Origin of the sequence: Sphingomonas sp. CCH9-F2 (assembly GCF_001556735.1) — a bacterium.
GTDB lineage: Bacteria > Pseudomonadota > Alphaproteobacteria > Sphingomonadales > Sphingomonadaceae > Sphingomonas > Sphingomonas ginsenosidimutans.
The window spans coordinates 1-12,840 of the sequence record NZ_LSJO01000592.1 but is presented as its reverse complement, the minus strand read 5'-3'; the positions used below and the strand labels follow the sequence as shown (position 1 = coordinate 12,840).

Here is a 12,840-nt window from a genome sequence, read left to right as displayed (position 1 = left end):
CCGCGCCGGGTTCACCGCCAGTCGCGGCGAGCGCGCGCCGTGCAGCGCGACCGCGATCGCGGAGGCGGCGACGATCGCGTTGCGGCCGTCCTGCGGGTTGCGCCCGGCGTGTGCCGCGCGTCCACGCACGACGATCGAGAAGTTGCCGGTGCCGCCGCGCGCACCCGCCAATGTCCCGTCGGGTAGCGCCGGTTCGTAGGTCAGCGCCGCTACCTTGCCGCGCGCGGCCTGCGCCAGCAGCGCGGCGGAGGAGAAGGAGCCGGTTTCCTCGTCCGAATTGATGACCACGTCATAGCCGATCGTCGGCGCCACCGCCTCGACCGCGAGCAACGCTTCCAGCATCAGCGACACGCCGCCCTTCATGTCGGCGACCCCCGGCCCGTTAAGCACCCCCGGCTCGCGCCAGGCCAGAGTCTGAAACGGGTGATCGGCGGGATAGACGGTGTCCATATGCCCGGTCAGCAGCATCCGCACCGGCGCGTCGGGGCGCACGCGGACGTACAGGTGCCGGCCGTGCGCGATCGGATCGACGCGCCCGTCCGCGCCGACCGCCTCCGCACGGCCCGGTTCGACCAGCGTCACCTCGCCGGGCAACGCGGCGAAGGCATCGGCCAGCAACCCGGCCATCGCCGCACAGCCCGCGGTATTGCGCGTGCCGCTGTTGACTGCCGCCCATTGCTCGGTGCGCGCCAGCATCGCGGCCTGGTCCAGCCGCTCCACCGCGCGCCGTTCGTCGTGGGAAAGCATCTCCATCACGCGCCATCTATCCCCAAAGTCGTCACGATTGAAACCGTCAGAACGTATAGACCAGCGACGCGCGGCTGGTGCGGTCGGTGGGGACGCGCCCGTTGACCGGCTGGCTTTCGTACTGGACGGTATACGAGAGCCGTGCCGACAGCGGCCCCAGCAGCTTCGCCTCGATCGCCGACACGCTGCGCACGGTGCTGTTGTACCGTTCCAGGTAGATCGCGGCGTCCTGCGTCACCACCAGCCCGCTCAGGATCGTCCAGTCGAGGTCCAGGCTGCCGCGCACCGCCAGGCTGCTTTGCTGGCTGTTGTCGGTCAGGTTCGACTGGCGGAATGCCGGTCCCAGCTCGATATCGGTGGTCAGCGCGGCGTCGCGGAACAGGCTGTAGCCCGCACCGACGGAGGCCGAATAACGCTGGTCGTACCCCAGGAAGCGGTCCGCCTCGAACTGCGCCGCGCCGTAGATGTAGCCGCGGTCGCTCAGCTTGTAATTGGGTTGATAGGCGAAGACGTAGCGTTCGCGGCTGGTCACCCCGGCGGTGCGCTGAAAATCGGCCTGCGCCAGCACGCGGTGGCGCCAGCGCAGCCCCTCGCGCGTCAGGTCGGCGATCCCGGTCAGCCCGGTGACGTCCGAATTGCCGCTGGACGAAAAGCCGCCCAGCTCGACCCGGCCCGTCCACAGCTCGAACGCGCCCGCCTGTCGCACGCGCTGGTTGCGCGCCCGCGCGCGTGCCTCGCGCCATTCGGTCGCGCGGCGCAGCGTAAGGTCGCGCGATCCCGGATCGGCGACGCGCGCATATTTGACGATCGTGTCGAGCCCGCTTTCGTCGCCGGATTGCATCGCGGCATCCATCATCGCGCGGATCTCAGGCGGGATTTCCGGCGGCGGCACCTTGTCCAGCTCGACGCCGACCTCACCCAGGTCCAGCGGCGGAACCGGGACGTCGATCACCGCGCCGGCGGGCGGCAGGGCGGTTTGCAGGATCAGCAGGACAGGCAGCATCTCCGACCGTCACCGCCGCCTAGCGCGGCAGATGCTCCGCGAACGCGGCGAGCACGTCGGTATAGAGCTGCTTCTTGAACGGCACGATCAGCCGCGGCAGGTCGGCCGGATCGGCCCAGCGCCAGGCGCGGAATTCCGGATGCTCGGTATCGATGCGGATATCGGCATCCTCGCCGTCGAAGCGGAACAGGAACCAGCGCTGGCGCTGGCCGCGATACTTGCCCTTCCACACCTTGCCGACCATGTCCGGTGGCAGGTCGTAGAGCAGCTCTTCCGGCGCCTCGGCGATCAACGTCACCTTGTCGGCGGTGACGCCGGTTTCCTCCCACAATTCGCGCACCGCCGCGTCGCGCGGTTCCTCGCCCGGATCGATCCCGCCCTGCGGCATCTGCCAGGCTTCCAGCACGTTATCGAGTCGCTGGCCGACGAACACCCGCCCGTCGCGGTTGAGCAGCATCACGCCCGCGCACGGGCGGTAGGGGAGGATGGTGGGGTCGGTCATCGCGCCCGTGTAGCGTGCTTCGTCCCGGCCCTCCACCCCGTGCCCCGCCGCCGGTTACCGCGGGCTATGGCCCCTGCCGCGCGCGGTTATCCCGCCGCCTGTGCCATCACGCGCTGTCCCTCCGCCTCGACGATCGCGGCGCGCAGCGCGGCCAGATAACCCGCGACATCGCCCTGTGCGGACGGGATCGCCTGACGCAGCGTGATGAAACCGTGGACGATGCCCCGCGCCTCGCGAAAGGTAACCGGCACGCCCGCCCTGACCAGCGCCGCGGCATAAGCGCGGCCCTGATCGCGGATCGGATCAAGGCTGGCGGTTACGATCACCGCCGGCGGCAGCCCGGCCAGGTCGCCCGCCAGCGGCGAACTGCGCGGGTGCGCGGGATCGGCGGCATAATGTTCGCCGAACCAGATCATCCCGTCGCGGGTGAGGAGATAGCCGTCGGCGAACTGGTTGAACGACGGATATTCGGTGGCCATGTCCGCCGCCGGATAGATCGGCGCCTGCACCACCACCGGGACCGCAGCGGGTGAATCGCGCAGCGCCATCGTCACCACGATCGCCAGATTGCCGCCCGCGCTGTCCCCCGCCAGGATCAGCGAGGTGGCGGTGCGCCCCAGTTCCGACGGGCTGGAGGCGACCCAGCGCGCCGCCGCCTCGCAATCGTCGGGCGCGGCCGGCCAGGGCGCCTCGGGCGCGAGCCGATAATCGACCGACACCACCGGCAGGTCGAGCTGCCGTGCCATCTCCGCGGTGAAGCTGGCGTGCGTGTCGATATCGCCGATCACGAACCCGCCGCCGTGATAGAAGACCACCACCGGGCCGGGCGCGCGGCTTTCGCGCGTATCGAACAGCCGCGCGGGGATCGTCACGCCATCCGGGCCGGGGATCGACAGGTCGCGGATCACCGCCAGCTCGCCGACCGGCGGATCGGCAACGTCCTTCATCGCATGATAGACCGCACGCGCATCCGCCGGCGACTGCTCGTGCATCTTCGGCCCGGGCACGCTGTTGAGATAATCCAGGAAGCCACGCACGTCGGGGCGGACGAAGGGGCTGGCGACGCCGGTGTCGGCGGACGGGCGTTCGATCGTCGTATCGGTCATGGGGGTCTCCTGTCGTCGCGCCGCTCGGGTGACGTGGCGCGTATCGCTTTGCAACCTATCTTAGCGCGATGATCCATGTCGTCCATCACCCCGATTACGTCACCGCCGCGCCTGCGCGCAGCAGCTATCGCTGGGGCAAGAACGGCGCGATCCGCGATCTGCTGCACGCGGAAGGGGATATGGTGGCATGGCACGCCCCCGACGCGATCGAGCGCCGCTGGCTGGAGGCGGTGCACGACCCGGATTACGTCGAACAGGTGCTGTCCGTCGCGGTCCCGCGCGACAAGGAACGGCGAATCGGCTTTCCCGTGACCCCGGTGGTGGCGCAGCGTGCGCAGATGGTGCCGGGCGGTACATGGCTGGCCGCGCGCCTTGCATTGGAACACGGCTTTGCCGCCAACACCGCGGGCGGCAGCCATCATGCGCTGGCGGAGACGGGCGCGGGCTATTGCGTGTTCAACGATCTGGCGGTCGCGGCGGTGCGGCTGGTGGAAGAGGGCATCACGCCGCGGGTGCTGATCGTCGACGTCGACGTGCATCAGGGGGATGGCACCGCCGCGCTGACTGCGGGCCATCCGGGCATCGCCACCTATTCGATCCATGCCGAGCGCAACTTCCCCGTGCGCAAGGCGCGATCGACGCTGGACGTGCCGCTGGCGGACGGGATCGGCGATGATGCCTATCTGGCGACGTTGCACGACACGCTGGTGCCGCTGCTCGATGGTTTCCAGCCGACGCTGATCCTCTATCAGGGCGGGGTCGATCCCTTCGCCGATGACCGGCTCGGGCGACTGGCGTTGAGCGAGGACGGGCTGGTGCGCCGCGACCGCGCCGTCGCCGGCTGGGCGCGGGCGCGCAGCGTGCCCGTCGCCAGCACCGTCGGCGGCGGTTATGGCGACGATGTCATGGCGATCGCGGCGCGGCACGTACGGGTCATCACCACGCTGGCCGGCGCGCTGGGGTGATCGGGGGCAGGAACCTCGATCAATCCCGCGCGTAGCGTCCCGCGATGACCACCCTGTTATGGTTCCGCCAGGATCTTCGCCTTCACGATCACCCCGCGCTGGTTGCCGCCGCGCATGAAGGCCCGGTGGTCCCGGTCTACATCCTCGACGACGAAGCGCCTGGCGACTGGCGGATCGGCGCGGCGCAGCGGTGGTGGCTCCACCATTCGCTGGCGGCGCTGGGCAAGGCGCTGGAGGAAAAAGGCAGCCGCCTGATCCTGCGCCGCGGCGCCGCGGCCAGGGTACTCGCCGAGCTGCTGGAGGAAACCGGCGCCGGACAGATCCATGCCACGCGCCATTACGAACCGTGGTGGACGGCGACGGACCAGGCGCTGGGCGATCGGCTGTGCCTGCACGACGGCAACCATCTGGTCCCGCCGCATGAGGTGGCGACCGGATCGGGCGGCCAGTATCGCATCTATTCCTCCTTCTGGAAGGCGTTGCAGCCGCACCTGCCCCCGACCGACCCGTTGCCGATGCCGCGCACGATCGACGCGCCGGGGAAATGGCCGAAGAGCGACCGTCTGGCGTCATGGGGTTTGTTGCCGGACAAGCCCGACTGGTCCGGCGGGTTCGACTGGACGCCGGGCGAGGCGGCGGCGCTGAAGAAAGTGAAGGCGCTCGACATCGCCGGCTACGATACCGACCGCAACCTGCCGTCGATCGACGGCAGCAGCCGGCTGTCGCCGCACCTGCATTTCGGCGAGGTGTCGGCGCGCACCGTCTGGCACGCGACCGGGCGCGGCGACACGACCTTCCGCAAGGAACTGGCGTGGCGGGACTTCACCTCGGGCGTGGTGCTCGCGCTTCCCGATTATGCGACGAAGAACGGGCGCCCCGCCTATGATCGGCTGCCGTGGCGCAGCGGCAAGGGGGCTAAGGCCGACCTGCGTGCGTGGCAGCGCGGGCGCACCGGCTATCCGATCGTCGATGCCGGGATGCGCCAGCTGTGGCAGACCGGCTGGATGCACAACCGCGTGCGGATGATCGCCGCGTCCTTCCTCATCAAGCATCTGCTGATCGACTGGCGGGAGGGCGAACGCTGGTTCTGGGATACGCTGGTCGATGCCGATTACGGCAACAATTCGGTCAACTGGCAATGGGTCGCCGGCACCGGGGTCGATTCGAACATGTTCTCCCGGATCATGGCGCCGATCGGCCAGTCGGAGAAGTTCGATGCGGGCGACTATATCCGCCGCTGGGTCCCCGAGCTGGCGGATGTCGGCGACGATGTGATCCACGATCCCGAGGCGGTCGGGTCCCGGCCCGACGAGTATCCGGCCAGGCTGATCGGCCATCGCGAGGCACGCGAACGCGCGCTGGCGGCAAATGCCAAGGTGAAGTAGGCGCCACGCCGATGGATGCGGCGACACGTACCCCGACCCGACCGGATTGGCCGACGCGCACGTTCGCGCCGCTGTATCACCGGCTGCTCGACCGCATCGATCGCGGCCTGGCGGAGGGCGCGATCGAGGCGTATCTGCCCGACGGCACGCGCCGCCTGCTGGGCGGGCACGCCGCCGGCCCCCTCGCGGTGGTGCGCGTGGTGCGCTGGCGCGCGCTGCGCCGGCTGGCGACCGCCGGCTCGATCGGCTGGTATGATGGGTGGGAGGCGGGCGACTGGTCCAGCCCCGATCCGGTGCCGCTGTTCGATCTGTTCATGCGCAACCGCGTCGCACTGGGCAATGTCGCGCGCGCCAAGAGCGTCGCGCGGATCGCAGCGCGCGGCTGGCACGCGCTGCGCCGCAACGATCGCGCCGGCGCGCGGCGCAACATCGCGGCGCATTACGACCTGGGCAACGATTTCTACCGGGAGTGGCTGGACCCGACGCTTACCTATTCCAGCGCATCGTTCGCCGTGCCGGACGAACCGCTGGAGCGCGCGCAGCGTCGCAAGCTTGACGCGATCCTGGCGCGTACGGCCGCGCGGCCGGGGGAAGGGGTGCTGGAGATCGGCTGCGGCTGGGGCTCGTTCGCGGCCGCTGCCTCCTCCGCGGGGGTGGCGGTCCATGCGCTGACGCTGTCGACCGAGCAGCGCGACCATGTCGCGGCGCGCGCGCTGCCGGGTGTCACCGTCGCGCTGACCGACTATCGCGACGTCCAGGGTACGTTCGACGGCGTCGCGAGCATCGAGATGGTCGAGGCGGTGGGGCCGGAATTCTGGTCCGCCTATCTCGCCACGATCGCGCGCGTGCTGAAACCGGGCGGGCGCGCCGCGTTGCAGTTCATCACCATCGCGGACGACATCTGGGATGCCTATGCCGGCAGCGTGGATTTCATCCAGCGTTACGTCTTTCCCGGCGGCTCGCTGATCTCCGAGCGTCGCTTCCGCGCGCTGGCGGAGCGGCACGGCCTGTCATGGCAGGATCGACGCGCGTTCGGCCTGGATTATGCCGAAACGCTCGCACGGTGGCGCGACGCGTTCGACGCCGCAGTGGCCGACGGGCGGCTGCCGGCGCGCTTCGACGCGCGCTTTCAGGGGCTGTGGCGCTATTACCTGATGTATTGCGAAGGCGGGTTTCGCGGCGGCGGGATCGACGTGGTGCAGGTCACGCTCGTCCGCGAATGACGCCTCAGGCGGCGACGCGCTCGCGATGGTTCGCGTCGAACCCGTCGACCGCCAGCTGCGCGATCCGCGCCGCGACCGCTTCCGGCGGTTTCACCGACGCGGGGTCTTCGCCCGGATAGGCGCGCGCGCGCATTGCGGTGCGCGTCGCGCCCGGATCGATCACCGCGACGCGGACGCGGCCGATCTCCGCCATTTCGTCGCCATAGGATTCCAGCAGCGTCTCGAACGCCGCCTTGGACGCGCCATAGGCTCCCCAATAGGCGCGCGGGGTGCGGCCCACCGAGGAGGTGACGCCGATCACCCGCGCCCCCGCCGAGCGGCGCAGCATCGGGTCGAACGCCTGGATCATCGCCAGCGGTGCCGATACGTTGAGCGTCAGCACCTGCGCGAATTCCTTGGGGTCGATCGCCGGCACTGCCGCCAGCGACCCCAGCGTACCGGCGTTGAGCACCATCACGTCCAGCGCGTTCCAGCGTTCGCCCACCGCGGTCGCCAGTTTCGCGATCGAATCGCTCTGCGCCAGGTCCAGGGGCGCGATCGTCGCCGATCCGCCCGCCGCGAAGATCGCTTCCTCCACCTGCTCCAGACCGGCGGCGGTGCGCGCGGTCAGGATGACGTGCGCGCCCTTCGCCGCCAGCGCGATCGCGGTCGCCGCACCGATTCCGCGGCTGGCGCCGGTCACCAGCGCCAGCCGGTCCTTCAACTGCATGTCCATCGCGCGTCAGTTCATCCGTTCGGCGAGCAGGGCGAACTGGTCGACCGCGCTCGATTCGTCATGATCGGTCAGCGACGTCGGATAGTCGCCGGTGAAGCAGGCATCGCAATATTTCGGGCGGATGTCGGCGCGGTGGCTTTCGCCCAGTGCCTTGTACAGGCCGTCGATCGACACGAACGACAGGCTGTCGGCGTGGATGAAATCGGTCATCCCGCCCAGGTCCAGCTTTGCCGCCAGCAGCTTGGCCCGTTCCGGCGTGTCGACGCCGTAGAAGCAGCTGTGCCGCGTCGGCGGGGAGGCGATGCGCATGTGCACCTCAGCCGCGCCGGCCTCGCGCATCATCTGCACGATCTTCAGGCTGGTCGTGCCGCGCACGATCGAATCATCGATCAGGACGACGCGCTTGCCCTTGATAAGCGCGCGATTGGCATTGTGCTTCAGCTTGACGCCCAGGTGCCGCACCTTGTCGCCCGGCTGGATGAAGGTGCGCCCGACGTAATGCGAGCGGATGATCCCGAGTTCGAACGGGATGCCACTTTGCTGCGCATAGCCGATCGCCGCGGGCACCCCCGAATCGGGGACCGGGATGACCAGATCGGCATCGACCGGCGCTTCGATCGCCAGCTGCGCGCCGATGTTCTTGCGGACCGAATAGATGGAATGATCGTCGACGATCGAATCGGGGCGCGAGAAATACACCCATTCGAAGATGCACGGCCGCGGTGGCTGCTCCTCGAACGGCGTGATCGAGCGGATTTCCTCGCCGCGCACGATCACCAGCTCGCCCGGCTCCACCGATCGGACGAATTCCGCGCCAACGACGTCCAGCGCGACCGTTTCGGAGGCGAAGATCACCGCATCGCCCAGCTTGCCCATCACCAGCGGGCGGATGCCCAGCGGGTCGCGGCACGCGATCATCCCGTCCGGGGTCATCACGATCAGCGCATAGGCGCCCTCGATCTGCTTCAGCGCGTCGATGAGCCGGTCCAGCAGCGTGCGATACTGGCTGGTGGCGACCAGATGGATGATCGTCTCGGTATCCGACGTCGATTGGAAGATCGACCCGCGCCGCACCAGTTCGCGCCGCAGCCGCATCGCGTTCGAGATATTGCCGTTGTGCGCGATCGCGAAGCCGCCCGACTGCAACTCGGCATAGAGCGGCTGGACGTTGCGCAGCGCGGTTTCGCCGGTGGTCGAATAGCGCACATGCCCGCACGCCACCTCGCCCGGCAGCGAGCGGATCACGTCGTCGCGATCGAAATTGCCCGCGACATGCCCCATCGCTCGGTGGGTATGGAACATTGCGCCATCGAAGCTGGTGATGCCGGCGGCTTCCTGTCCGCGATGCTGGAGCGCATGCAGCCCCAGTGCGACCAGTGCGGCGGCGCCTTCGGAGGCGGACACGCCGAAAATGCCGCACTCCTCGTGCAGATGGTCGTCGTCGAACGGGTTCGTGGTCAGCATGGCGGAGGCTCGCATCGTGCGCGCCGCATATAGCGGCTGTCGCGCGAATGTCATCCAAGCCGTGGAGCTCATTTCGCGACGCTGCGTTCAACGGGGTCGCGCAGGAGGCGGATCATGGCGAAGAACCACGGATCGCAGATCAAGGACGACAAGCTGTACGAGGGTCTTCGTCGCGACGGCGCGTCGAAGGAGAAGGCGGCGCGAATCGCCAATGCGCGCGCCAACGGCTCGCTCGACCACCGCTCGACCCGGCTGGAGGATCGCAGCAAGGCGTCTCTGTACGACGAGGCCCGGTCGGTCGGGATCGACGGCCGTTCCAGGATGAACAAGGCGGAACTGATCGAGGCGATCAGGAACCGCTGACACCGGCCGGCGCGGCTGGTACGGCGCCATTCATGGACCACGATCGCGAAACCGGCACCGCCCTCAACCTCAAATTCGATGCCGCCGGCCTCGTCACCGCTGTCGTCACCGATCGTGCGGGCGGGGGCGTGCTGATGGTCGCGCATATGGATCAGGCCGCCATCGACGCGACGCGCGCGACCGGCGAGGCGACCTTCTTCTCGCGCAGCCGCGGGCGGCTGTGGAAGAAGGGGGAGACGTCCGGCAACGTCCTGCGCGTCGTGGAGATGCGGGTGGACTGCGATCAGGACGCGGTGTGGATGATCGTCGATCCGGCCGGTCCGGCGTGCCACACTGGTGCGCCCAGCTGCTTCTATCGCCGCGTCACCGATACCGGGCTGGAGCGCGTCGGTTGATCCGCGCGCTGCCGCTGCTGCCGGCGGCGGTGCTGCTGCTGCTGGCGGGATGCGGCGGGGGCGGGGAGGGTGCCGGTGCCGATGCCCCCGCCGGCCGGGCGCTGGAGGCGGAGGCGCGCGCCCGCGCACTGGTGCCCGATCCGGCGAACCTGTCCCCCGTCGGCGTCTTCGGTTCGGACACGGACAGCCTGTGTGCGCTCCCCGTCGCGGGCGAACGGGGCTTCCGTATCGGCGCCGGCGTCGATTACGGCGAAGGGCAACGGTGCGTCGCGCGCGGCACCGCTTACGGCAGCGGACGGCTTGCGATCGATTTCGGCGGCGGATGCGCCTTCGACGCGGTGCAGGACGGCACGGGCATCCGCTTCCCGGCGGTCCTGCCCGCCGCCTGCGATTCGCGCTGCGACGGCCGCGCCAGCCTCGCGGCGCTGCGCGTCGCGCCGCTCAGCGATGCCCCCGCCGAGGCGCTCCGCAGCCGCGGACCCGACGGGAAGCTGCTTTGCGCAGATTGACGTTCACGTAAGCGGAACGTATATTCGCGGTCGATGAGCCCGTCCTCTTCTGCCGCTCCCGCTTATGCCGTGGTGCCGCCGCGCCCGGACTGCGATTCGTTCTCGATCACCGATCTGTCGACCGAATTCGCGATCACTCCGCGCGCGCTGCGCTTCTATGAGGATGAGGGGCTGATCTCGCCCGAGCGGCGCGGACTGGCGCGCATCTATTCGCACCGCGACCGCGCGCGGCTGGCGTGGATCCTGCGCGGCAAGCGTGTCGGCTTCAGCCTCGCCGAAATCCGCGAGATGATCGATCTCTACGATATCGGCGACGGGCGGCAGGTGCAGCGGACGGTCACCATCGAACGCTGCCGCGCGCGGATCGAGGCGCTGCAAAGCCAGAAGCGCGATCTGGATGCCGCGATCGCCGAACTCACCGAATTTGTCGCGCTGGTCGAAAACGTACCCAACAAGGAAGATTGAGAGATGCCGCAATATACCCCGCCCGTACGCGACACCCGCTTCGTGCTGGAGCATGTCGTCGGCCTTGACCGCTACGCCAATGTCGATGGTTTCGCCGCCGCCACCCCGGATACGGTCGATGCCGTGCTGGAGGAAGGCGGGCGTTTCGTCGCCGAGGTGATCTTCCCGCTCAACCAGTCGGGCGATCTGGAAGGCTGCACCCGCCACGACGACGGTAGCGTCACCACCCCGGCCGGCTTCAAGGAAGCCTATCAGAAGTTCGTCGAATCGGGCTGGGGCACGCTCAGCGCGCCCGAGGCGTTCGGCGGACAGGCGATGCCGCACGTCGTGTCGACCGCGTTCCAGGAATATCTGATCTCCGCGAACATGGCCTTCGCCATGTACCCAGGGCTGGCGCATGGCGCGATCGCCGCGCTGGTGGTGAAGGGCAGCCCGGAGCAGCAGGCCAAGTACCTGCCCAAGATGGTGTCGGGCGAATGGGGCGGCACGATGAACCTGACGGAGCCGCAGTGCGGCACCGACCTGGGGCTGATCCGCACCAAGGCCGAGCCGCAGCCCGACGGCAGCTACGCCATCACCGGCACGAAGATCTTCATTTCGGCCGGCGAGCACGACCTGACCGACAACATCATCCATCTGGTGCTGGCCAAGACACCGGGCGCGCCGGACAGTTCGAAGGGCATCAGCCTGTTCGTGGTGCCCAAGGTGCTGGTCAACGACGACGGTTCGCTGGGCGATCGCAATGCGGTGTCGTGCGGCTCGATCGAACACAAGATGGGCATCCACGGCAATGCCACCTGCGTCATGAACTATGACGGCGCCAAGGGCTGGCTGGTCGGCGAGGAGATGAAGGGCCTGGCCGCGATGTTCATCATGATGAACGCCGCGCGGCTGGGCGTCGGTCTCCAGGGACTGGCGATCGCCGAGATCGCGTTCCAGAACGCGGTGCAATACGCCAAGGATCGCCGCCAGGGCCGCGCGCTGACCGGCCCGGCCGACCCGGGCGAGAAGGCCGATACGCTGTTCGTCCATCCCGACGTCCGCCGGATGCTGATGGAGGGCAAGGCGTGGATCGAGGGGCTGCGCGCGTTGTGCCTGTGGGGCGCGTTGCAGGTCGATCTGGAGCATAACGCCGGGACCGAGGAGGAGCGCCAGCTGGCCGGCGACCTGATCGGGCTGCTGACCCCGGTCATCAAGGGCGTCGGCACCGACAAGGGCTATGAGATCGCCACCAACGCCCAGCAGGTCTATGGCGGGCACGGCTATATCCAGGAATGGGGGATGGAGCAATATGTGCGCGATGCCCGCATCGCGATGATCTACGAAGGCACCAACGGCGTGCAGGCGATGGACCTGGCCGGGCGCAAGCTGGCGCAGAACGGCGGCCGTGCGGTGCAGGCGTTCGGCAAGCTGGTGATGGAGGAGATCGCGGCGGGCAAGCAGGACGAGGCGACAGCGGACTTCGCCGCCCGGCTGGAGAAGGCCGCCGGCGAGCTGCAGGGCGCGACCATGTGGTTCCTCGCCAACGGGATGAAGAACCCCAACAACATCGGCGCCGGCGCGGTGCCGTACATGCACCTCGTCGGGCTGGTCGCGGTCGGCCTGATGTGGCTGCGCATGGCCACGGCCGCGGCGAAGCTGAAGGCCGAGGGGCAGGGCGATGCCGCCTTCCTCGACGCCAAGCTGGTCACCGCGCGCTTCTTCGCCGAGCGGATCCTGCCGGACGCGGGCGCGCTGCGTCGCAAGATCGAGGGCGGCGCGGATGCGGTCATGGCGCTGCCGCCGGAAATGTTCGCCGCCGCCTGATCGGCGCGCGACGTCACGGGATCGGGCGGCCCCTGTTCGCGGGGGCCGCCCTTTTTCGCGCCTATTCGATCCGCGGGGTGGCTGCGGGCGATGGCGTCGCCTCGGGGGCGGGGGCGGCGCGCCGCACCCCGGCCAGCGTCACCGGCCCCTTTGGCGCAGGCGTCGCCTCGGCAGGGGGCGCCGGCTTGGCGG

General features: G+C 69.1%; 14 protein-coding genes. 8 read left to right on the top strand and 6 right to left on the bottom strand.

The genetic code is table 11. The features are described 5' to 3' along the window. From AX685_RS16605 to AX685_RS16590, 4 genes are all read right to left on the bottom strand, one after another. The coding region (locus tag AX685_RS16605) for a M20/M25/M40 family metallo-hydrolase (protein ID WP_156445880.1) at positions 1-753 on the bottom strand (753 nt) is incomplete at its 3' end. A gap of 40 nt (positions 754-793) precedes the next feature. Beyond that, the gene (locus tag AX685_RS16600) at positions 794-1,750 is read right to left on the bottom strand and encodes a DUF481 domain-containing protein (protein ID WP_082741034.1); all 957 of its coding nucleotides are present in this window, start codon (positions 1,748-1,750) and stop codon (positions 794-796) included. A 19-nt stretch (positions 1,751-1,769) separates the two neighbouring features. After that, positions 1,770-2,252: an RNA pyrophosphohydrolase gene (locus AX685_RS16595; RefSeq protein ID WP_066490658.1), complete on the bottom strand. Its 483-nt coding sequence runs from the start codon at positions 2,250-2,252 to the stop codon at positions 1,770-1,772. Between the two features lie 86 nt (positions 2,253-2,338). Further along, the gene (locus AX685_RS16590) at positions 2,339-3,358 is read right to left on the bottom strand and encodes an alpha/beta hydrolase (RefSeq protein ID WP_066490648.1); all 1,020 of its coding nucleotides are present in this window, start codon (positions 3,356-3,358) and stop codon (positions 2,339-2,341) included. Positions 3,359-3,426: 68 nt separating this feature from the next. On the opposite strand from AX685_RS16590, the gene AX685_RS16585 reads away from it, so the two are divergent. The 3 genes from AX685_RS16585 to AX685_RS16575 are packed head-to-tail and all read left to right on the top strand — an operon-like array spanning position 3,427 to position 6,931. Then, entirely contained in the window at positions 3,427-4,323 is an 897-nt protein-coding gene (locus AX685_RS16585; protein WP_066490646.1) for a histone deacetylase family protein, read from the top strand. Between the two features lie 44 nt (positions 4,324-4,367). Then, positions 4,368-5,708, top strand: coding sequence for a cryptochrome/photolyase family protein (locus tag AX685_RS16580; protein WP_066490644.1), 1,341 nt, complete (start codon positions 4,368-4,370; stop codon positions 5,706-5,708). 11 nt (positions 5,709-5,719) lie between these two features. After that, positions 5,720-6,931, top strand: coding sequence for an SAM-dependent methyltransferase (locus tag AX685_RS16575; RefSeq protein WP_096612699.1), 1,212 nt, complete (start codon positions 5,720-5,722; stop codon positions 6,929-6,931). A 4-nt stretch (positions 6,932-6,935) separates the two neighbouring features. On the opposite strand, the gene AX685_RS16570 is transcribed toward AX685_RS16575, so the two are convergent. Then, positions 6,936-7,646 carry an SDR family NAD(P)-dependent oxidoreductase gene (locus AX685_RS16570; RefSeq protein WP_066490642.1) on the bottom strand — a complete coding sequence of 237 codons (711 nt, stop codon included), beginning with the start codon at positions 7,644-7,646 and terminating at the stop codon, positions 6,936-6,938. Positions 7,647-7,652: 6 nt separating this feature from the next. Beyond that, a complete protein-coding gene (gene purF, locus AX685_RS16565; RefSeq protein ID WP_066490653.1) occupies positions 7,653-9,110 on the bottom strand; it encodes an amidophosphoribosyltransferase in 1,458 nt (485 codons plus the stop codon). A 114-nt stretch (positions 9,111-9,224) separates the two neighbouring features. On the opposite strand from purF, the gene AX685_RS16560 reads away from it, so the two are divergent. From AX685_RS16560 to AX685_RS16540, 5 genes are read left to right on the top strand one after another with little or no spacing between them, the layout of a single operon-like run. Next, positions 9,225-9,473 (top strand): Rho termination factor N-terminal domain-containing protein, encoded by a 249-nt coding sequence (locus tag AX685_RS16560; protein WP_066490641.1) that lies wholly within the window; start codon positions 9,225-9,227, stop codon positions 9,471-9,473. Between the two features lie 32 nt (positions 9,474-9,505). Further along, positions 9,506-9,868 (top strand): phosphoribosyl-AMP cyclohydrolase, encoded by a 363-nt coding sequence (gene hisI / locus AX685_RS16555; protein ID WP_066490638.1) that lies wholly within the window; start codon positions 9,506-9,508, stop codon positions 9,866-9,868. Next, positions 9,865-10,377, top strand: coding sequence for a hypothetical protein (locus AX685_RS16550; RefSeq protein WP_231738973.1), 513 nt, complete (start codon positions 9,865-9,867; stop codon positions 10,375-10,377). The genes hisI and AX685_RS16550 overlap by 4 nt, the downstream gene beginning before the upstream one ends. A 33-nt stretch (positions 10,378-10,410) precedes the next feature. Further along, positions 10,411-10,842: a MerR family transcriptional regulator gene (locus AX685_RS16545; RefSeq protein WP_066490636.1), complete on the top strand. Its 432-nt coding sequence runs from the start codon at positions 10,411-10,413 to the stop codon at positions 10,840-10,842. 3 nt (positions 10,843-10,845) lie between these two features. After that, a complete protein-coding gene (locus AX685_RS16540) occupies positions 10,846-12,648 on the top strand; it encodes an acyl-CoA dehydrogenase C-terminal domain-containing protein (RefSeq protein ID WP_066490630.1) in 1,803 nt (600 codons plus the stop codon). Positions 12,649-12,840 lie beyond the last annotated feature (192 nt).